24 protein-coding genes and 1 pseudogene are annotated in these 19579 nt (G+C 35.4%); 14 read left to right on the top strand and 11 right to left on the bottom strand.

Annotated elements, in window-relative coordinates:
* Positions 1-165: 165 nt before the first annotated feature.
* The gene (tolC, locus tag A9G41_RS06565) at positions 166-1512 is read right to left on the bottom strand and encodes an outer membrane channel protein TolC (RefSeq protein ID WP_075539469.1); all 1347 of its coding nucleotides are present in this window, start codon (positions 1510-1512) and stop codon (positions 166-168) included.
* 138 nt (positions 1513-1650) lie between these two features.
* Between tolC and nudF the strand changes: the two genes are divergently transcribed.
* Positions 1651-2280, top strand: coding sequence for an ADP-ribose diphosphatase (nudF, locus tag A9G41_RS06570; protein WP_065567698.1), 630 nt, complete (start codon positions 1651-1653; stop codon positions 2278-2280).
* A gap of 166 nt (positions 2281-2446) precedes the next feature.
* Complete coding sequence (cpdA, locus tag A9G41_RS06575) at positions 2447-3277, top strand: 3',5'-cyclic-AMP phosphodiesterase (RefSeq protein WP_075539470.1); 831 nt, start codon at positions 2447-2449, stop codon at positions 3275-3277.
* Positions 3278-3331: 54 nt separating this feature from the next.
* Here the strand turns inward: cpdA and cls are convergent, their stop codons facing one another.
* The 5 genes from cls to fldA form a co-directional block, all read right to left on the bottom strand.
* The gene (gene cls, locus A9G41_RS06580; protein WP_065582372.1) at positions 3332-4795 is read right to left on the bottom strand and encodes a cardiolipin synthase; all 1464 of its coding nucleotides are present in this window, start codon (positions 4793-4795) and stop codon (positions 3332-3334) included.
* Between the two features lie 5 nt (positions 4796-4800).
* Positions 4801-5256 (bottom strand): acyl-CoA thioester hydrolase YciA, encoded by a 456-nt coding sequence (yciA, locus tag A9G41_RS06585; RefSeq protein WP_065567701.1) that lies wholly within the window; start codon positions 5254-5256, stop codon positions 4801-4803.
* A 26-nt stretch (positions 5257-5282) separates the two neighbouring features.
* Positions 5283-5825 carry an inner membrane-spanning protein YciB gene (locus A9G41_RS06590; RefSeq protein ID WP_065567702.1) on the bottom strand — a complete coding sequence of 181 codons (543 nt, stop codon included), beginning with the start codon at positions 5823-5825 and terminating at the stop codon, positions 5283-5285.
* A gap of 67 nt (positions 5826-5892) precedes the next feature.
* The gene (gene fur / locus A9G41_RS06595; RefSeq protein WP_065567703.1) at positions 5893-6351 is read right to left on the bottom strand and encodes a ferric iron uptake transcriptional regulator; all 459 of its coding nucleotides are present in this window, start codon (positions 6349-6351) and stop codon (positions 5893-5895) included.
* Between the two features lie 78 nt (positions 6352-6429).
* On the bottom strand, positions 6430-6942 hold the full coding sequence (gene fldA, locus A9G41_RS06600) for a flavodoxin FldA (protein WP_065642792.1): 513 nt from the start codon (positions 6940-6942) through the stop codon (positions 6430-6432).
* 178 nt (positions 6943-7120) lie between these two features.
* On the opposite strand from fldA, the gene sucC reads away from it, so the two are divergent.
* The 11 genes from sucC (at position 7121) to hslU (ending at position 17020) form a co-directional block, all read left to right on the top strand.
* On the top strand, positions 7121-8290 hold the full coding sequence (gene sucC, locus A9G41_RS06605) for an ADP-forming succinate--CoA ligase subunit beta (protein ID WP_065567705.1): 1170 nt from the start codon (positions 7121-7123) through the stop codon (positions 8288-8290).
* Positions 8291-8317: 27 nt separating this feature from the next.
* Positions 8318-9190 (top strand): succinate--CoA ligase subunit alpha, encoded by an 873-nt coding sequence (gene sucD / locus A9G41_RS06610; protein ID WP_065582374.1) that lies wholly within the window; start codon positions 8318-8320, stop codon positions 9188-9190.
* 98 nt (positions 9191-9288) lie between these two features.
* Complete coding sequence (locus tag A9G41_RS06615; protein ID WP_065582375.1) at positions 9289-10860, top strand: cytochrome ubiquinol oxidase subunit I; 1572 nt, start codon at positions 9289-9291, stop codon at positions 10858-10860.
* A gap of 19 nt (positions 10861-10879) precedes the next feature.
* The gene (cydB, locus tag A9G41_RS06620) at positions 10880-12016 is read left to right on the top strand and encodes a cytochrome d ubiquinol oxidase subunit II (protein ID WP_065582376.1); all 1137 of its coding nucleotides are present in this window, start codon (positions 10880-10882) and stop codon (positions 12014-12016) included.
* Positions 12017-12025: 9 nt separating this feature from the next.
* Positions 12026-12136: a cytochrome bd oxidase small subunit, CydX/CbdX family gene (locus A9G41_RS13925; RefSeq protein WP_141671992.1), complete on the top strand. Its 111-nt coding sequence runs from the start codon at positions 12026-12028 to the stop codon at positions 12134-12136.
* Between the two features lie 192 nt (positions 12137-12328).
* A complete protein-coding gene (gene ybgC / locus A9G41_RS06625; RefSeq protein ID WP_065567709.1) occupies positions 12329-12724 on the top strand; it encodes a tol-pal system-associated acyl-CoA thioesterase in 396 nt (131 codons plus the stop codon).
* The gene (gene tolQ / locus A9G41_RS06630) at positions 12725-13405 is read left to right on the top strand and encodes a protein TolQ (protein ID WP_065582377.1); all 681 of its coding nucleotides are present in this window, start codon (positions 12725-12727) and stop codon (positions 13403-13405) included.
* A gap of 2 nt (positions 13406-13407) precedes the next feature.
* Complete coding sequence (tolR, locus tag A9G41_RS06635) at positions 13408-13827, top strand: colicin uptake protein TolR (RefSeq protein ID WP_065582378.1); 420 nt, start codon at positions 13408-13410, stop codon at positions 13825-13827.
* A 29-nt stretch (positions 13828-13856) separates the two neighbouring features.
* The gene (gene tolA / locus A9G41_RS06640) at positions 13857-14987 is read left to right on the top strand and encodes a cell envelope integrity protein TolA (protein WP_176700444.1); all 1131 of its coding nucleotides are present in this window, start codon (positions 13857-13859) and stop codon (positions 14985-14987) included.
* 150 nt (positions 14988-15137) lie between these two features.
* Complete coding sequence (gene hslV / locus A9G41_RS06645) at positions 15138-15665, top strand: ATP-dependent protease subunit HslV (RefSeq protein ID WP_065582380.1); 528 nt, start codon at positions 15138-15140, stop codon at positions 15663-15665.
* A gap of 26 nt (positions 15666-15691) precedes the next feature.
* A complete protein-coding gene (hslU, locus tag A9G41_RS06650) occupies positions 15692-17020 on the top strand; it encodes an HslU--HslV peptidase ATPase subunit (RefSeq protein WP_065582381.1) in 1329 nt (442 codons plus the stop codon).
* A 103-nt stretch (positions 17021-17123) separates the two neighbouring features.
* On the opposite strand, the pseudogene A9G41_RS14710 reads toward hslU, so the two are convergent.
* The 5 genes and pseudogenes from A9G41_RS14710 to A9G41_RS15030 all read right to left on the bottom strand — a co-directional run bounded on the left by A9G41_RS14710 (position 17124) and on the right by A9G41_RS15030 (position 19048).
* Positions 17124-17834 (bottom strand): annotated as a pseudogene (locus A9G41_RS14710) (IS256 family transposase).
* Between the two features lie 222 nt (positions 17835-18056).
* Complete coding sequence (locus tag A9G41_RS15015) at positions 18057-18434, bottom strand: integrase core domain-containing protein (RefSeq protein WP_442903294.1); 378 nt, start codon at positions 18432-18434, stop codon at positions 18057-18059.
* Positions 18435-18443: 9 nt separating this feature from the next.
* Complete coding sequence (locus tag A9G41_RS15020; protein WP_442903291.1) at positions 18444-18746, bottom strand: IS3 family transposase; 303 nt, start codon at positions 18744-18746, stop codon at positions 18444-18446.
* A 9-nt stretch (positions 18747-18755) separates the two neighbouring features.
* Complete coding sequence (locus A9G41_RS15025) at positions 18756-18881, bottom strand: hypothetical protein (protein WP_442903292.1); 126 nt, start codon at positions 18879-18881, stop codon at positions 18756-18758.
* The gene (locus A9G41_RS15030) at positions 18881-19048 is read right to left on the bottom strand and encodes a transposase (protein WP_442903293.1); all 168 of its coding nucleotides are present in this window, start codon (positions 19046-19048) and stop codon (positions 18881-18883) included. The genes A9G41_RS15025 and A9G41_RS15030 overlap by 1 nt, the downstream gene beginning before the upstream one ends.
* A 255-nt stretch (positions 19049-19303) precedes the next feature.
* On the opposite strand from A9G41_RS15030, the gene A9G41_RS06670 reads away from it, so the two are divergent.
* Positions 19304-19579, top strand: a 276-nt coding sequence (locus A9G41_RS06670) for a DDE-type integrase/transposase/recombinase (protein ID WP_335340453.1), incomplete at its 3' end; no start/stop codon positions are given.

Below are 19579 nucleotides of genomic sequence, written 5' to 3' on the forward strand. Positions count from 1 at the left end.
TATTTTTGTTACGTTTTTTTAAGCTATTTTTTAATTTATTTAATAAAATCCAAATTAAAAATCCTATTTATGGTTTAAATAAAAAAATAAACCCCGAATTATATCGAGGTTTGTCATCAATCTGAAGCAATTTAATTGCTTTTATTTTTAGTAGGGGGAGAAGCATTATTTTATTTTTACTAGCGTACTAACTTCTTTACCTAGCATATTGTTTAAATAAACTAGATCATTAGCTGTTAAGGTTCCTACAGCATATTTTAATTGTAGCAAGCTAGTTAAATAATTATATTTTGCATCAGATAGGTTTCGTTTTGCACTATATAGCTGTGTTGTCGCATTTAATACATCAACAATTGTTCGTGTTCCAACTTGATAGCCAGAATTAGTTGCTTCTAATGAACTTTGAGCAGAAACGACAGCTTGTTGATAAGCTTTGATTGCACTAATTGATGATGAAATATTATTGTATGATGAACGTACTTGATTAATCACGTTTCTGTTGGTGCTTTCTAATTTTTCGCTAAAGCTGACGTAATTTTGTTGTGCTTGTTCGACCTTAGACATTGTTGCACCACCTGAAAAGATAGGCAGATTAACACTAACACCAACATAATTATTCCCAGAATAAGATTTACCACCACGCCCACCAGCTGCTACATTATTACCATATCGGTCAGTTTTATTAAGATTTGTTGATGCATCTAAATTTGCTGTAGGTAAATGACCTGATTGAGAAAGTTTGATCTGTTCACGTGCAATATCTTGATTTAACTTCATGGTGAGTAAATTAAGATTAGACGTTTCAGATTGTTTTAACAATGTGCTGATTTGCGTTGGATTTTCTGTTCTAAAGGTATTGGTGTTAACGCTTGCTAAACTAGAATAAAAACGACCGCTCACTTGACGTAAATCTTCTATTGCATTGTTTAGATCATTTAAAGCATTAACTTGTTGCGCAACGGTTAGATCATAGTTTGCTTGAGCATTTTGTACATCAGTAATTGCAACTAAACCGACTTGGTGTTGTTGGCGAGTTTGTTCTAACTGACGCCCAATTGCTTTTTTTTGTGCATCAATAAAGCTCAATGCATCAAGTGTTTTTAAAACATTAAAGTAGGCAACAGAAGTATTTAATATTAGTGTTTGCCCTTGATATTGATAAGCGATATCAGCAACGCTTGCTTGCTTTTTAGTAATATCTAAGCCTTTCCAATTTGAAAAATTAAAAATGCTTTGCGATACAGCTACTTGGTATAAATTTCCGCTTTTAGATTTTACGCCACTTGTATCTCGCCGACCATGCGTTACACCATAAGAAGCACTCAAACCAATTTGTGGCAACAAACTTGCCCGAGAACCAGAAATGGCTGCATATGCTTTATTTTTTTCCGCTAATGAGCTGCGTAGATCTGGGTTGGTTTCTTTAGCTTGTTCATAAACTTGTATTAAATTTTCAGCGAAAGCAGATTGGCTTAGCAATAATCCAATTAAAAAAGTTAAGGTTTTTTTCATTAATCTTCTCTTTGAAATCATTAAAATATAGTATCATCTCTAATAGCGTAATTTTAACAGATAATTAGCATATAGTAAGCATTGTTTGTATGCTATTCGCACTTTTTATTCAAATTCAGTTTACAATCGAGAATTTATATGAAAATTAAACATAATCCGGTAAATTTCAACAAAAATGATATCGTTAATTTAACTAAACGAATTTTGTATAAAGGTTTTTTTTCTTTATTTGAATACCGTTTTCAATATCGCAAGTTTGACGGCTCAATGAGCGAGGTTGTCACTCGTGAAATTTTAGAACGTGGAAATGCGGTTGTGCTTTTAGCTTATGATGCAAAGCGTGATAAGGTGGTACTAATAGAACAAGTTAGGATTGCTGCTATTGAAACTCAAGACAGCCCTTGGATGTTAGAGCTAATAGCTGGTATGATGGATCACGAGAATGAATCCTTAGAAGATGTAGCAAGGCGTGAGGCAATGGAAGAGGCGGGAATCACTATAGGTCGATGTAAACCTATTATTAGTTATTTAGCCTCACCCGGCGGTTTAACTGAACAATTGCATATATTGGCTGGTGAAGTTGACTCATCAACAGCTAAGGGGATTCATGGCCTTGCCGAAGAGAGTGAAGATATTAAAGTCCATGTCGTAAGCCGTTCTCAAGCTTATCAGTGGATTGAAGATGGAATAATTAACAATGCAGCATCAATTATTGCCCTTCAATGGTTGGAGCTTAATCATCAGCTATTACAAAATGAGTGGAAGTAACTTTTTATAATTATGTTTAATTATTCCTTTCATAGACGTGTGATTTATTTTACAATTTAACATAACAATATGATTTATAAAGGTATTTTGCTTTCAATCACAATACCTATTTTATTGCTGACATTATTAACCATAATTATAGATTAATAAATAATTGAGGTAAATTTTGGGGTCATTTTTAGAGCTTCAGACCCGTAATAAAAATTACGGCAAAATATTACATATAACTGATACCCATCTTTTTGCAGAAGATAGTGGCTCGTTGCTTGGTATTAATTCTAATGCAAGTTTTTTAGCTGTTATCGATGACATAAAGAAAGGCAATAGGCAATATGATTTAATTGTGGCAACAGGTGATTTTGTGCAAGATGGCTCTAAAAAAGCTTATGCTCGTTTTGCTGAACAAATAAATAAATTTAACACTCCATGCGTATGGTTGGCTGGCAATCATGATAATTATGCACATATGCAAGAAGTGTTTGCAAACTATCAACTTGCTGATAATAAAATCGTACTGTTGGGTGATAACTGGCTGACAATTCTATTAAATAGTCAAGTTGTTGGTCAGGCTTATGGCTTTTTACACGAATCTGAGCTCGAATTTTTACACAACACCTTAACTGAACATTCTCATAGATATGCGTTAATTTTTTTACACCATCATCCCATTTATTCAGGTTGCCATTGGTTAGATCATCATATTTTAAAAAATTATGAGCAATTAGAAAAAGTTATCCAAAAACATCCAAATGTAAGAGGACTAGGTTGGGGACATATTCATCAGAAACAAGATTATGTTTGGCATAAATGTAAGGCATTCTCAACGCCTTCAACTTGTTTCCAATTTAAACCGGAATGTTATGATTTTCAATTATCAAGTGATGATGCACCTGGTTGGCGAGAAATTACGCTTAATACCAATGGAACCATTGATAGTGAGGTTTATAGATTAAAGAATAACCGCTTTTTACCTGATATCTCTCAAAATGGTTATTAGTCAGTAGCAATATTTCTAGCAATAATAGATGTAGGCTTAACACTAGCCCAATAGTTATAGTAAAGGGGCAAAAAAGTAAAACAATCTCTCAGTTACACGTTGCCATATAGGCCGTTGGTTCCATTTTTCGGCCTTTATTTGATCTGAATTAGATAAATATTTTTGTAAAAGATCGGCTAGTGAATTAGCAAACTCTGCATCATCAATTACAGTGGTAATTTCAAAATTAAGCCATAAGCTACGCATATCTAAATTAACAGTACCAACAAGGCTGAGCTGGTTGTCAATTAAAACACTTTTAGTATGTAATAAGTTATCATTGAATTGATAGAGTTTTACCCCGCCGTTTAATAATTCAGAAAAAAAGGCTCGACTTGCCCATTTGACCATTAATGAATCATTATTTTTGGGAATGATGATAATCACTTCGACCCCTCGCTGTGCTGCGGTGCATACAGCATGTAAAATATCATCACTTGGTACTAAATAAGGTGTAGTAAAAATAATTTGCTCTTGTGCTGAATAAATTGCTGTTAATAGCACTTGATGGATCATATTTTCTGTATAACCTGGGCCAGATGGGATCAATTGCATAATGTGTTTTTTATCTTCTGGTGGCTCGGCAAAATCAGTAATTTGTGGTAATGCTAAATGTTTACCTGTTTCTAGTTCCCAATCACAAGCATATATGGCTCCCATAAGTGTTGTAACCGGCCCACTCATTCTTATCATAATATCAACCCATTCGCCAACATGTTTATTTTGTTTAAAAAAACGCGGATCAACTATATTCATGCTTCCAGTATAAGATATATAGTTATCAATAATAGCGACTTTTCGGTGTTGGCGTAAATCTAACCGTCTAAACATAAAGCGAAGCAAGTTTACTTGTAAAGCTTCGACAATGATAATGCCAGCATCGCGCATTCTTTTACTAGCGTTTGTTTGGATAAAATGCCGGCTACCAGCAGAATCAACCATTAATCGGCAAATTACGCCTCGTTTACTTGCTTGAATGAGCGCCTGCTCAACATCATCAGCTCGCCCCCCCTCATTCCAGATATAAAATACCATTTCAATATTTGATGTCGCTTGGTTTATATCATCAATTAAACGGTCAAAAATGACATTGGTTTCACTCAACAATTCAATGTGATTACCATTAATACCATCAAGACCCGTCTGGTGCTTACAAAGTTGGAAAATGGATTTGCTAACTTGGCTTACGTTTCCAGTGAAGATATCAGAAAAGTCACTTATTCGGTGAATAAACTTGGAAATAGTTGGGCGCATTTTTTGAGCTCGTTTAACCCGTTGTTGCCCTAAGTGAGCTTCGCCTAGCGCAAAATATAAGATCACACCCACAAGTGGTAAGATATAAATAACTAACATCCATGCAATAACGTAAGTTGTTGGTCTTCGTTTAAAGACAATACGTAACGTCGTTGAAACAATGATCAACCAATAAACGAGGAAGATCAAAGAACTGACTAAAGCATGAAATGAGGTAAATTGCATACTTATTAGTTATTATTTAGGTTTAATTTAGTTATCGGATCCTTAGTTGAATCATAATGCTGGAATACCTCTGGTAATGGTTTGGGATTATTATGTTTGTCCACTGAAACATAAGTAAATACGGCATCTGTTATGCAAAATCGTTGTGTTGTATCAGATGTATCAATGACTTTTTTAACCCAAACTTCAATACCTATTGTGATAGATGTTTTTCCAGTTTTAATGCAATGTGCATAACAACAAACCACATCGCCCACCATGGCTGGTTTATAAAATGTAATACTACTAGCATTAACCGTTACTACTCGGTTTCTTGCGATCTCTTTTGATAAAATACCGCCTGCAAGATCCATCTGAGACATGATCCAACCACCAAAAATGTGCCCATGAGGATTGGTGTCTGCTGGCATTGCAAGCGTTCTAAGCACTAGTTGACCTTTAGGATTTGTATCTTGTGTCATGCTAAAATACCCTTTTTTATTATTTATTATTTGTTCTCTAAATCATTATTCATATTTTTATAGATATAAATACCTGATATCAACGATAACAGTAACGATGCGCTCGGCAAAATAAATACTTTAAATATCCAAAAGAAATCATCTGTAGTGTAATAGGTTGCTACTAAACTTGTTGTGCCACATAGTATAAAAAAGACAACCCATAATAAATTTAATTTATTCCAAATAGTTATATCTAGCTGGATTTCTTTGCCAAGCATTTTTTGCAACAGATTTTTTTTGAAAATAAATTGACTAACTAACAAGGCTGCGGCAAATAAAAAGTTAATAATCGTGACTTTCCATTTAATTATATTAGGATCACGCATATAAAGTGTAAATCCACCAAAAACCATAACCATTAAATAAGATATCAACTCTACTTTATCTATTTTCCTATATAAGGCAAGGATTAGAAGAAAGCAGATTGTTGCAGTGATCATCAATGCTTGAACACCGACAAAGACATCATACATAGAAAGAAAAACAAAAAAGAACGCAAGTGGAACGAAGTTTAAAAGTTGTTTCATTGATTATTAGCCTAGCACAAGGTAAGTTATCATATTTTAAATGAATAAAAAGCCTATTGGAATAGGCTTATTTTTTGCGATGAAGTTCAGGGTGTGCCTTACAATTACCCGATTGACAATGCCCATAAAGATATAAACTGTGAAAAGTTAGTTCAACACCATATTGCTCAGCAATTTCTTTTTGCCTTGTGTTGATAATGTCATCTCGAAATTCAAATACTTCGCCGCAATCTAAGCAAATTAAATGATCATGATGTTGTTGTGTCGCCAACTCGAAAACTGCTTTGCCCCCCTCAAAATTATGACGAGTAACTATTCCTGCATCATCAAATTGGTTCAAAACGCGATAAACGGTTGCAAGCCCGATTTCCTCTCCCATATCAATTAATTTCTTATACAGATCTTCCACGGTGATATGTTGGCATGAAGGATTCCGTAATAATTCTAAAATCTTTAATCTTGGTAACGTAACTTTTAAACCTGCACTTTTGAGCGCCGCATTATTATCATTATCATGATTTGTCATATTACTTCCCATTAATTTGTTAATATTTTTCCATTATAGGAACTATATAACGTAAATAAAAGAAATCATTTTAATAGATTAAATTTTCATTTCAGCTCGGACTTGATTTACCCAACTGTTGATGCGCTCTTCTGTTAATTCTGGTTGGCGATCTTCGTCAATAGCTAAACCAACGAAATGTGTATCATCAACTAAGCTTTTTGACGATTCAAAACTGTACCCTTCAATAGACCAGTTTCCAACAATTTTAGCGCCTTTAGGTTCGATAATATCGCGAAGTGTTCCCATAGCATCACAGAAATACTCTGCGTAATCTTCTTGATCGCCACAACCAAAAATAGCTACTGTTTTACCATTAAAATCAATTTTTTCTAAATTAGGAAAAAAATCATCCCAGTCAGCTTGTGATTCACCATAGTACCAAGTTGGAATACCAAAAAATAGGTAATTATATTGTTCAATGTTTTCTTTAGTGGCTTTTGCAATATCAAAAACCTCAGCTTTATCACTACCTAAAATGAGTTGGATTTGCTTTGCTACATTTTCTGTATTGCCAGTGTCACTACCAAAAAAAATACCAACTTGTTTCATATTTGTACCTTTGTTATTTACGATATATAAATTTCTCCTAGAAGTATATCATTGTCATTTATTATCAGCAATGATTCTAAATCACATCAAACATAAGTTATTATTTGCTATACAATTTATTTATCTTGCATTAAAATTATCATCATTTTTATATTAACTTAGGCTGTGGAATTTCGTTATGAACCTGCACGAATATCAATCTAAATACCTTTTTAAGCAATATAATTTACCCGTACCACAAGGATACGTTTGTAATTCGATTGATGAAATACAAGACACATTAGCCGAATTATCGTCAGAAACAGTCTCAAACCCTTTAGTCGCTAAATGTCAGGTTCACGCAGGAGGGCGAGGTAAAGCTGGTGGTGTTATTTGTACTGAAAACTATGATGAAATAAAGCAATTTGCTGAAAAATGGTTTGGGCAACACCTTGTTACTTATCAAACTACTGGTAAAGGTCAGCCTGTTAATAAGATTTTAATTGAAAAAGCATCTAATATTTATAAAGAGCTTTATTTGGGAGCAGTGGTTGATCGTAGTTCTAAGCGTGTAGTGATTATGGCTTCAACAGAAGGTGGTGTTGATATAGAAAGTGTTGCCGAAAAATCACCACACTTAATTTATAAAACTTTGCTTGATCCTTTAACGGGACCTTGTGCTTACCAAGGCCGTGAGCTTGCATTTAAATTAGGATTAACAGGCAAATTAGTTAATCAGTTTACAAAATTATTTGTTAATTTCGCTAAATTATTTTTAGAGAATGATGTTTCATTAGCCGAAGTTAACCCTTTAGTGATTACTAATTCAGAAGAATTAGTTTGTTTAGATGCAAAAATTGTTTTAGATGATAATGCCCTTTTTAGGCATCCTAGCTTAAATATTTTAAGAGATACAACTCAAGAAGATGAGCGTGAATCAATCGCAGCAAAACAAGGCATTAGTTATGTATCATTAAGTGGCAATATTGGCTGTATGGTTAATGGTGCAGGTCTTGCGATGGCAACTATGGATATTATTAAACTGCATGGCGGTGAACCAGCTAACTTTTTAGATGTTGGTGGTGGCACGACGAAAGAGCGTGTTGCTGAAGCATTTAAGTTAATATTATCTGACAAAAACGTAAAAGCGATTTTAGTGAATATTTTTGGCGGTATTGTTCGTTGTGATTTAATTGCCGATGGTATTATTAGTGCAATAAAAGAAATAAGCCTTACCGTTCCTGTTGTCGTACGCCTGGAAGGTAATAATGCACAACTTGCCCGAGAAATTTTATCTAAAAGTAAATTAAATGTTATTACTGCAGAAAGTTTAATAGATGCGGCTCAAAAAATTGTTGCTGTTGCCTAGTAATAGGATGTATGGAGAATAGTTATCATGTCAATTTTAGTTAATAAAGAAACCAAAGTTATCTGCCAAGGCTTTACGGGTAGCCAAGGAACTTTCCATTCACAGCAAGCGCTTACATATGGTACCAAGTTAGTTGGTGGTGTGACACCAGGCAAAGGTGGTACAACTCACTTAGGTTTGCCTGTTTTTAATACTGTAAAAGAAGCAGTTGCAACAACCGGCGCAACTGCAAGTGTTATTTATGTGCCAGCAGCATTCGGTAAAGACTCTATTTTAGAGGCAATTGATGCAGGAATTAAATTAATTGTTTGTATTACTGAAGGCATCCCAACTTTAGATATGTTGATTGTTAAAGAAAAATTACAACTTAACAATATAGTAATGATAGGACCAAACTGCCCAGGTATTATTGTCCCTGACGAGTGTAAAATAGGTATTATGCCAGGACATATTCACCGTGCAGGCTCGGTAGGGATAGTTTCTCGCTCTGGTACATTAACTTATGAAGCAGTCAAACAAACAACAGATATTGGTATAGGTCAATCTGTATGCGTTGGTATCGGTGGTGATCCTATCCCGGGTAGTGATTTTATTTCTATTTTAGCATTACTTGAACAAGATCCTAAAACTGAAGTTATTGTTATGATCGGTGAAATTGGCGGTAGCGCAGAAGAAGAAGCAGCTGAATATGTTAAAAAGCACGTAACTAAACCTGTTATTGCTTACATCGCTGGTGTTTCAGCTCCTTCAGGAAAACGAATGGGGCATGCCGGTGCAATTATTTCAGGAAATAAAGGTACAGCAGAAGAAAAAACAAAAGCATTACAATCAGCAGGCATTATAGTCGTAAAGAGCCTTACCGATATTGGTGATGCAGTAAAAAAACAAGCTAAGATATAGTTTTTTGATGTATATCAATTTTTATTCTGTAATTATCGGTGTATAATAACCGCCAATAACATAGAAATTTGTGAGCATTTAAGAATTAGGGAGCGTTTATGTTAGATATAGTAGAACTTTCACGCCTCCAGTTTGCACTCACGGCAATGTATCATTTTATTTTTGTACCATTAACGCTAGGTTTGGCGTTTTTGCTAGCAATTATGGAAACAGTGTATGTTGTTAGTGGTAAGCAAATCTGGAAAGATATGACAAAATTCTGGGGTAAACTGTTTGGTATCAATTTTGCCGTTGGGGTAGCAACTGGCTTGACCATGGAATTTCAATTTGGTACTAACTGGTCTTATTATTCACATTATGTGGGTGATATTTTTGGTGCGCCATTAGCCATTGAAGGTTTAATGGCATTTTTCTTAGAATCAACCATGGTAGGTTTATTCTTTTTTGGTTGGGATAGATTAAGCCGTGGTAAACATTTAATGGTGACTTGGTGCGTAGCGTTTGGTTCAAATTTATCAGCGCTTTGGATTTTAGTTGCTAATGGCTGGATGCAATTCCCTGTAGGGTCTGAATTTAATCCTATCAATTCCCGTATGGAAATGGCTAACTTTTTTGAGTTGATTACTAACACTGTTGCTCAATATAAATTTGTTCATACTGTTACTGCTGGCTATTTAACAGGCGCAATTTTTGTTTTAAGTATTAGCTCTTATTATTTGCTAAAAAAACGCGATGTTGCTTTTGCAAAACGTTCTTTTGCTGTGGCTGCTATGTTTGGTTTTATTATGTCAATTGCAGTTGCCATTATGGGCGATGAAGCAGGCCATGAACTCACAACCGTGCAACCAGTTAAATTAGCAGCAATTGAAGCTGAGTGGGAAACTCACCCTGCCCCAGCACCATTTAACGTTATTGCATTTCCATCTCAAAAAAATAAAGAGAACTCATTTGCAATTGAAATTCCTTATGCAATGGGAATAATCGCTACTCGTTCGCTTGACACTCCAGTAAAAGGTTTAAAAGATATTTTAGCCAATAATGAAACTCGAATTAGAAATGGTATTTTAGCTTACAGTAACTTAGAAAAAATCCAACAAGGTAATCAAGATCCTACTGTACTTGAAGCTTTTGAAGCTAATAAAGCTGATTTAGGTTATGGTTATTTAGTTAAACGTTTTACTGATCGTGATAATTTAACTATACCTGAAGCAACAGAAGAACATATTAAAGCGGCAACAGAAGATTCAATTCCAACTGTGTGGCCACTATTTTGGGCTTTTAGAATCATGGTTGGTCTTGGCGGGTTAATGATCCTTGGCACAGGTTTTGCTTTATGGACAACTTATAAAAATAAAATTGGTGAAAAACGTTGGTTACATCGTTTATTGGTTCTATTTTTACCGTTTCCTTGGTTGGCCTGTGAATCAGGTTGGTTTGTTGCAGAATATGGACGTCAACCTTGGGCGATTCAAGATATTTTACCGACTGGAGTGGCAAATTCATCATTAACAGCGGGTGAAGTGTTATTCACTATGGTACTTATTTGTGGGCTTTATACATTGTTCTTAGTTGCTGAATTATTCTTAATGTTTAAGTTTACTCGCTTAGGACCAAGTTCGTTAGGAACGGGCAACTATCATTATGAAAAAACACAACCGATAACAAAATAGGGCATAGGGAGTATACACAATGATTGATTACGAAATTGTACGCGTCATCTGGTGGGTGCTGATTAGTGTTGTTTTAATCGGTTTTGTTGTCACAGATGGTTTTGATATGGGCGTGGGTATTTTATTACCTTTTATCGGTAAAACAGATACGGAACGTCGTATTATGATTAATGCAATTGCTCCTCATTGGGATGGCAACCAAGTTTGGTTAATTACTGCTGGGGCGGGAATATTTGCCGCCTGGCCTATGACCTATGCTGCATCATTTTCTGGCTTTTATATTGCGATGATTTTAGTGCTTTGCGCGCTATTTTTTAGACCAATCGGTTTTGATTATCGTAGTAAACTAGAAAACTCAAAATGGCGTAATTTATGGGATGGTGGCATTTTTGCAGGTAGCTTTGTACCTGCCCTCGTTTTTGGGGTTGCTTTTGGCAATTTATTAGAAGGTGTTCCATTTAGGTTTGATAACTCTTATCGGGTGTTTTATGATGGTAACTTCTTCGGTTTGCTTAATCCTTTTGCACTATTGACTGGTGTTGTGAGTTTAATGTTATTTGTTGCTCATGGTGGAGCATGGTTACAAATGAAAACGTCGGGTGAGCTCTATTTAAGAGCCAGAAAAGCTACACAAATCGCTAGTTTAGTTATGCTAATTGCATTTGCGTTAGCAGGTGTTTGGGTGGCATTTGGTATTCATGGTTATGAGGTTACTAGTATCATTGATTATAATGCCGCATCTACCCCATTGACTAAAACAGTATCTACTGATGCATCGTGGTTAGCTAACTATATGAATTATCCTATTTTATGGATAGTGCCTGCTTTAGGCGTGGTGTTACCACTATTAACCATTCTTTTTTCTAGTCTAAATAAAAATGCGTTAGTGTTTGTTTCATCTGCATTAACCATTGCTTGTGTTTTATTTACCTATGGTATTGCAACTTTCCCATTCATTATGCCTTCAAGCATTATGCCAAATGCAAGTTTGACAATATGGGATGCATCATCAAGTCAATTAACTCTTAATATTATGTTTATTGTTGTTCTTATATTTTTGCCTATTGTTCTTTTTTATACAATTTGGTCATATATCAAAATGTTTGGAAGACTGGATAAAAATCATATCGAAAATAATAAACATTCTCTTTATTAAGGAACTAATATGTATTACGTTTTATGGTGTATAGGACTTATTGCTGCATGTATGTTATCAGCTATAGTCGGTTTATGGGTTGAACGAGATAGTGGTGAAAAAGAATCAAGCAACAAATAAACCAACAGTAAATAATATAAGTTAAACAACAATAAAAAGGTGGCCATAGCCATCTTTTCTTAATTTTCTGATAGGGTTGTTGAAAATAAGCAATAAATGATAATTGTTTTCATTTGTGTTTTTTTATATCATGGTGCAGCGAATTTCATATTCAGTTATAATAATGTCAAATTCAGTTAGTGCTATTTAGATATGAAACAATTTAATTGGAATGCAAGAGTTTATTATGAAGACACTGATGCTGGTGGCGTAGTTTATCATGCTAGATATCTAGCTTTTTTTGAACGGGCTAGAACCGAAATACTAAGGCAATTAGGAATTAGCCAGCAGACGTTATTGCAAGAAAGTATTGCTTTTGTTGTAAAAAAGATGGATATTAGCTACCATGCTCCAGCCCATTTAGATGATATGTTGACTATTAGTACTCAAGTTGAGCAAGTTCGCAAGGCGTCTATTATTTTTAAACAGACTATTTTTAATCAAAATAAACGCGTTATCAGTACAGCAGATGTTCTTATTGCTTGTGTTGATATCACTAAAATGAAGCCGTGCGCGCTTCCCAAGTTATTAGTTTTGGAGTTTATATAAGTGGAAAATCTAAATATTATTGATCTGTTTTTGCAAGCAGGCCTCTTAGTACAATGTGTTATGTTGTTATTACTTACTTTTTCTGTTATGTCATGGGCTATTATATTTCAACGAACTAAAATTTTAGGTAAAGCTAAAAAACAAATCGAGCAATTTGATAATAGCTTTTGGGTTGCAGATGATTTAAATGTTTTATTTGATAAAGTAAAATTCAATAAAGAAGAGATCAGCGGCACTGAGCATATCTTTTATTCAGGCTTTAAAGAGTTTTCACGATTATATCAAATTAATCCCAATATGGCTCAATCTGCATTAGATGGTGCATCACGTTCTATGCGTTTAGCAATGAATCGTGAGCTTGACAACTTGGAATTACATATTCCTTTTTTAGGCACAGTAGGTTCTATTAGCCCATATATTGGTTTATTTGGTACAGTTTGGGGGATTATGCATGCGTTTATTTCTTTAGGTGCAGTTAAACAAGCGACACTGCAAATGGTTGCCCCAGGGATTGCTGAAGCATTAATTGCAACTGCAATTGGCTTATTTGCTGCCATTCCTGCGGTAATTGCATATAATCGCTTATCATTGAGTGTAAGCCGAATTGAGCAAAGTTACCTCAATTTTATTGATGAATTTTCTGCAATTTTACAACGTCAAGCAGTTGCCGTTAGGAATTAATTATGCGTAGACGCTCACGTTATTCAACTAAAACTGAAATTAATATAGTCCCTTTATTGGATGTGTTATTAGTTTTAGTACTTATTTTTATGGCTACAGCCCCAATTATTAGTCAAAGTGTTGAAGTTGATCTTCCTGAAGCATCGGAATCAAAAACGGTTTCTCCTTCAGAAAATAAGCCAATCATTATTGAAGTTTCTGGAGTTGGTATATATGCAATGATTATTGATCAAGATCGTCAAACTAATTTACCAAAAGAACAAATTATAGCAGAAGTAAAACAACAGATGTCGCTTAATGAAAAGGCTGTTTTTTTAGTTGGTGGTGCGAAAGATGTTCCCTATGAAGAAATTATAAAAACATTGAATTTATTACAATCTGCAGGCGTTAAATCTGTAGGATTAATGACTCAACCGATTTAAATAAAAAATAATATAGTAAAATGTCAGTAATGTCTTATAAACCAAATTCAAAATTAAGTATAGCTATTGCCCTATCCATTATATTACATGTCATTTTAATTGTTATTTTAGGATACCGAGTTATATCTGATAGCAATGTAAACTATGGCCGTGTCGATGGAAATTCTATTGATGCTATTATGGTTGATCCTTCTGTCATGACCGAACAATATCAAAGACAACTAAAGACACAAGTTAGCCAAAAGCAAGCTGAGAAACAAAGGCAGCAACAAATTGATGAGCAGGCTCGAATATTGCAGGAACAACAACTTGCCCAAGAACAGCGGCTTAAAGAGCTAGAAAGAGAGCGCCTAAAAGTAGAACAACAACAAAAGAAAGAGGCAGAAGCGGCACAAGCTGCGCGGATAGCAAGACAAAAAGAAGAAGATGCTAGAAAAGCTAAAGAGCAGTTAGAAGAACAACAACGACAGGCTGAAAGACAGCTCTTAGAACAACAGCAAGCTGAGCTAGCAAAACAAAAAGCAGAGCAAGAAGCTAAATTAAAAGCTGAGCGAGAATTATTAGATAAACAACGTGAAGAAACTTTACGTAGGCAAGAAGAACTCGCCAAGCAGAAAGAAGAACAAGAGGCTAAAGTAAAAGCTGAACAAGAGCTTATTGAAAAGCAACGAATTGAAAATGAACGTAAACAAGCAGAGTTAACAAAACAAAAAGAAGAACAAGCAAAAAAGCAAGCTGCTGAAAAAGCGGCGGCAGATAAAGCTGCTATCGAAAAAGCAAAAAAAGCAGCGCAAGCAAAAAAAGATAAAGAGCTTGATAACTTGCTGGGTGGACTTACATCAAATATACCCAGCCCAACAGGTGGTGCTGCTAGTCGGAAAGGTGTTTCAAATGGGGAGCTAGATAAATATAAATCTCTAGTTCAAAATGCTATCAGTAACAAATTTATTAATCCTAACAAATTATATAGTGGGCGAAATTGTGTATTAGAAATTCAAATTGCACCTGATGGTTTATTACTTAATGTTAGTGCGAAAGGTGGCGATGAAGCATTATGCCGAGAAGCACTTTCAGCAACGAAACAAGCTATAATTCCAAAGCCTGCAAGTACGTTTTACAATCAAGTAAAAATAATGAAAATTGACTTCCAACCAAACTAATTTTTTATATTGTAAATGCAATATTCCCTAGAATTATTTACTATAAATGATCAATATCTATAAATTAGAATATTGAAATTACATTAATTACCCCAATATATCATCTATTCATTTCGAATTAAGTTATTTAAGTAAAATAAGGAGCAAAACATGACAACAATTGTTAGTGTCCGTCGTGAGGGGCAAGTTGTTATCGGTGGTGATGGTCAAGTCACGTTAGGCGAACGTATTATTATGAAAGGTAATGCACGTAAAGTTCGTCGCTTATATAATAACAAGGTGATTGCGGGTTTTGCTGGTGGTACGGCTGATGCATTTACATTATTTGAACTATTTGAGCGAAAATTGGAGATGCACCAAGGTCATTTAACCAAAGCTGCTGTTGAGCTAGCTAAAGATTGGCGAACGGATAGGATGTTACGCAAATTAGAGGCATTGCTTGCTGTTGCTGATGAAAATGCATCTTTAATTATTACCGGTACTGGTGATGTTATCCAACCCGAAGACGATTTAATTGCCATTGGTTCTGGCGGTCCTTATGCACAAGCAGCTGCACGAGCATTACTTGATAATACCTCACTTTCTGCACACGATATTGTGCAAAAATCATTATCAATAGCGGGAGACATTTGTGTGTATACAAATAACTTCCAAACCATTGAAGAGCTCAATTACTAATCAACTGAATTAAAGAGAATATTATTATGTCTGAAATGACTCCTCGCGAAATTGTAAGCGAATTAAACCAACATATCATTGGCCAAGATAAAGCGAAACGTTCTGTAGCTATAGCACTACGTAATCGCTGGCGTCGTATGCAACTTGATGAAACATTACGTCATGAAGTTACACCTAAAAATATACTGATGATTGGACCAACAGGTGTTGGTAAAACTGAAATCGCAAGACGCCTTGCAAAATTGGCTCATGCACCTTTTATTAAAGTAGAGGCGACTAAATTTACAGAAGTTGGTTATGTGGGAAAAGAAGTTGATTCAATTATTCGAGATCTAACAGATTCTGCAGTAAAAATGATTCGCCAAGAAGCAATTGAACGCAATCGTCATAGAGCGGAAGAATTAGCCGAAGAACGCATTTTAGATGTGCTAGTGCCACCAGCTAAAGATGGTTGGGGGCAAGTTGAAGATAATAATGCTTCAACAGCAAGACAAGCTTTTCGCAAAAAATTACGTGAAGGCACACTTGATGATAAAGAAATTGAAATTGAAGTAGCTGGTGTTAATATTGGTGTTGAAATTATGGCGCCGCCAGGCATGGAAGAAATGACAAACCAATTACAGTCGATGTTTCAAAATTTAGGTGGACAAAAAACTAAACCACGAAAAATGAAAATAAAAGATGCCTTTAAACAGCTTATTGATGAAGAAGCCGCTAAGTTGGTTAATCCAGATGATCTTAAGCATGAGGCGATTGAAGCGGTTGAGCAGAACGGAATTGTCTTTATTGATGAAATAGATAAAGTTTGTAAGCGCGGTAACTCATCAGGACCAGATGTTTCACGTGAAGGCGTACAGCGTGATCTTTTACCATTAGTTGAAGGTTGTACAGTATCAACTAAACATGGCTCTGTTAAAACGGATCATATCTTATTTATTGCATCGGGCGCTTTTCAAACAGCAAACCCATCAGATCTAATTCCTGAATTACAAGGTAGATTGCCAATTAGAGTCGAGTTACAGGCACTAACAAGCGAAGATTTTGAACGTATTTTAACTGAACCAAATGCTTCACTTACGGTTCAATATAAAGCGCTAATGGCAACCGAAGGGGTTAATATCGATTTTACGCCAGATGGTATTCGTAAAATTGCAGAATCAGCATGGCAAGTGAATGAACAAAATGAAAATATTGGCGCACGTAGATTGCATACTGTATTAGAGCGTTTGATGGAAGAAGTTTCATTTGAGGCTAGTGAACTTGACGGACAAACAGTTACAATTGATGCTAAATATGTAAGCGATCATTTAGATAAACTGGTTGCAGATGAAGATCTGAGCAAGTTTATTTTATAAGTAGTTCGGCTTGAGTATCGAGTATAAAAAAGGTCAGTTTTATTCACCTTTTTTATTATTGGAGACTGTTCATAATTCTGTGTCAGTTTAATTCACAAAGAGATCACCTTATCAAGGCGATTAGGAAAAATATTATCAACGGTGACAATGCTAAATCCCAATTTTGAATTGGCATTGTTCCTTTTTTCTCCGCATTTTGCAACCCCAAATACAACAACTTGAGCAGGCTATTTTCATTTGGAAAACTGATTTTGGTCTTTGATAATTTGCGAAATTGCCGATGAATAGACTCAATAATATTCGTGGTATAAATCACCTTACGAATAGGCTCAGGATAGCAGAAATAAGTCGATAAATTATCCCATTTACGACGCCACGACTGGATGACTATTGGATATTTATCGCCCCATTTTTGCTCAAATTCATCTAAGGCATCAATTGCCGCATCACGAGACACCACCTTGTAAACAGGTTTTCAAATCACTCATAAAGGCTTTGCCATGTTTAAAGGCAATACACTTAATTAAATGACAAATTTGATGAATAACGCAAAGCTGAATCGCTGTTTGTGGTAAATGGTATTCATTGCTTCAGAAAAACCAACCCAGCCATCAACACAAACGATTAAGATGTCATTTAACCCTCTGTTTTGCAAATCGGTCAAAATAGATAACCCAAAATGCGTCACTTCGTTTTCAGATAAATAGAAACCTAATACCTCCTTTTTCCCTACTAAATTAAGGGCGAGTACGGTATAAACAGCCTGGCTATGATAAACCCCATTTTCTTTTACTTTATAATGGATTGCATCCATCCAAATAAACGGATAAATCGACTCTCGTGGCCGTTGCTGCCATCAACACAATTCGGGAATGAGTTTTATCTGTAATGGCGGTTAAGGTTGCAGGAGAAACACGAAAAGCATAAATCTCTTCAATATGCTGGCTAATACCTCAGGACAGGCTATGCTAATTAGTACCAGTTTTATAAGGTCATTGTAAATACCCCAAACTTAGTACACAACTCACGTAGAAAATCATGCTGCTTGTTTTAGTGTTTTATACTCAATCGGCGTCATGTTATTTAGTGCCTCATGCGGTCTTTCGGTGTTATAAATTGTTAACCATTCTTCAGTTATTCTCCTTGCTTGAGCTAAGTTGTTAAAAAGATATAAATCGAGTACTTCAGTACGATAGGTACGATTAAATCGTTCAATATAGCCATTTTGATAAGGGCTACCGGGCTGGATATAATCAATGGTTATACCATGTAATTTAGCCCAGTTGGTAAAGGTTTTTCCTGTAAATTCTGGCCCATTATCGACCCGTATTTTTAATGGATACCCATGATATTCGGCCAGTTTATCTAAGTAACGGGTAATCCTTCCTGCCGGTAAGCTTACTGCAATATCAATACCTAACGCCTAACGATTAAAGTCATCGATGACATTGAATGCCCTAAAGCGACGTTGATTACGACTACTGCCACTCATAAAATCCATTGACCAACATTCACCTTGTTTATTGGGGACTAATAACCTTTCCGGGCATCGTGGAGGAATGCGTTTTTTACGCTTTACCCTGAGATTAAGCTTTAATTCACAATACACCCGATATACCCGTTTATGATTCCATTGATAGCCGAGCTTTCTGATACGATTAAAACATTTAGGAAAGCCCCAACGTAAATGCCGGTCTGTGATAGCATTCAACACCGAAACAATCACCGAATCATCCTACAACTTAGGTTGATAATAGTAAGCACAACGGCTTAAACCAACAATGGTACAACTCATTGCAATAGTAACTGAATGATTTTGTTGTAGTTGCTGTGCCCACGTTTTACGTGCCTTGGTGGGCACTAAAGTTTTTTTATGATTTCTTCCTGAAGCTGGGATTTTAAGCTCAGTTTGGCAAACATCTGCTTAAGCTTACGGTTTTCAGCCTCCAGCTCCTTTAAGCGTTTGATATCCGACGTTTCCATTCCGCCGTATTTTTCTCGCCATTTATAGACAGTTGAATTGCCCATGCCCTATTTACGGCACAGTTCTTTAACAGGAATACCCGCTTCAGCTTCTTTTAAAATAGCTACGATTTGATGTTCAGTCATTTTTTTCATAATTAAATCCCCCTTTCTTTTATCATAGAGAATTTTCTACTTTTTTGCTGTACTATTTTAGGGGGTAGTTACATATGGAACAAAGCGACTACAGGCAGAGATTAGAAAGCAAGACATAATATTATCCAGGCGCCGAATTGGTCGAATCATGCAAGAAAAAGTTTGGTGTCAAAATATACCTGTAAAAAATATCGTGTTGATACAGAAAAAAGCAACGAATCAACAGTGAGTAATCAGCTTAATCGTGCGTTTACGGTAGGACAACAACGAAAAGTGTTTGTGACCGATTTAACTTATGTGAGAGTGAAACAACACTGGCATTACCTTTGTGTGATTATTGATGTAAGCAATCGAGAAATCGTGGGACGAAGTGCTGGAAAACATAAAAATGCTCAACTGGTTATGGATGCTATCAGCCAAATCCCTATTAACTTAAATTCA

Source organism: Gilliamella sp. Nev5-1 (genome assembly GCF_001690895.1).
In the GTDB taxonomy this organism is placed as follows: Bacteria; Pseudomonadota; Gammaproteobacteria; order Enterobacterales; family Orbaceae; genus Gilliamella; species Gilliamella apicola_C.

Excerpts from the sequence above, each read along its gene's own strand:
- sucC (WP_065567705.1), top strand. The coding sequence starts at position 7,121 with ATGAACCTGCACGAATATCAATCTAAATACCTTTTTAAGCAATATAAT.
- nudF (WP_065567698.1), top strand. The coding sequence starts at position 1,651 with ATGAAAATTAAACATAATCCGGTAAATTTCAACAAAAATGATATCGTT.
- A9G41_RS06615 (WP_065582375.1), top strand. The coding sequence starts at position 9,289 with ATGTTAGATATAGTAGAACTTTCACGCCTCCAGTTTGCACTCACGGCA.
- yciA (WP_065567701.1), bottom strand. The coding sequence starts at position 5,256 with ATGACACAAGATACAAATCCTAAAGGTCAACTAGTGCTTAGAACGCTT.
- sucD (WP_065582374.1), top strand. The coding sequence starts at position 8,318 with ATGTCAATTTTAGTTAATAAAGAAACCAAAGTTATCTGCCAAGGCTTT.
- A9G41_RS15030 (WP_442903293.1), bottom strand. The coding sequence starts at position 19,048 with ATGGGCAATTCAACTGTCTATAAATGGCGAGAAAAATACGGCGGAATG.
- A9G41_RS06590 (WP_065567702.1), bottom strand. The coding sequence starts at position 5,825 with ATGAAACAACTTTTAAACTTCGTTCCACTTGCGTTCTTTTTTGTTTTT.
- cydB (WP_065582376.1), top strand. The coding sequence starts at position 10,880 with ATGATTGATTACGAAATTGTACGCGTCATCTGGTGGGTGCTGATTAGT.
- cls (WP_065582372.1), bottom strand. The coding sequence starts at position 4,795 with ATGCAATTTACCTCATTTCATGCTTTAGTCAGTTCTTTGATCTTCCTC.
- fur (WP_065567703.1), bottom strand. The coding sequence starts at position 6,351 with ATGACAAATCATGATAATGATAATAATGCGGCGCTCAAAAGTGCAGGT.
- fldA (WP_065642792.1), bottom strand. The coding sequence starts at position 6,942 with ATGAAACAAGTTGGTATTTTTTTTGGTAGTGACACTGGCAATACAGAA.
- tolC (WP_075539469.1), bottom strand. The coding sequence starts at position 1,512 with ATGAAAAAAACCTTAACTTTTTTAATTGGATTATTGCTAAGCCAATCT.
- A9G41_RS13925 (WP_141671992.1), top strand. The coding sequence starts at position 12,026 with ATGTATTACGTTTTATGGTGTATAGGACTTATTGCTGCATGTATGTTA.
- ybgC (WP_065567709.1), top strand. The coding sequence starts at position 12,329 with ATGAAACAATTTAATTGGAATGCAAGAGTTTATTATGAAGACACTGAT.
- tolR (WP_065582378.1), top strand. The coding sequence starts at position 13,408 with ATGCGTAGACGCTCACGTTATTCAACTAAAACTGAAATTAATATAGTC.
- tolA (WP_176700444.1), top strand. The coding sequence starts at position 13,857 with ATGTCTTATAAACCAAATTCAAAATTAAGTATAGCTATTGCCCTATCC.
- hslV (WP_065582380.1), top strand. The coding sequence starts at position 15,138 with ATGACAACAATTGTTAGTGTCCGTCGTGAGGGGCAAGTTGTTATCGGT.
- hslU (WP_065582381.1), top strand. The coding sequence starts at position 15,692 with ATGTCTGAAATGACTCCTCGCGAAATTGTAAGCGAATTAAACCAACAT.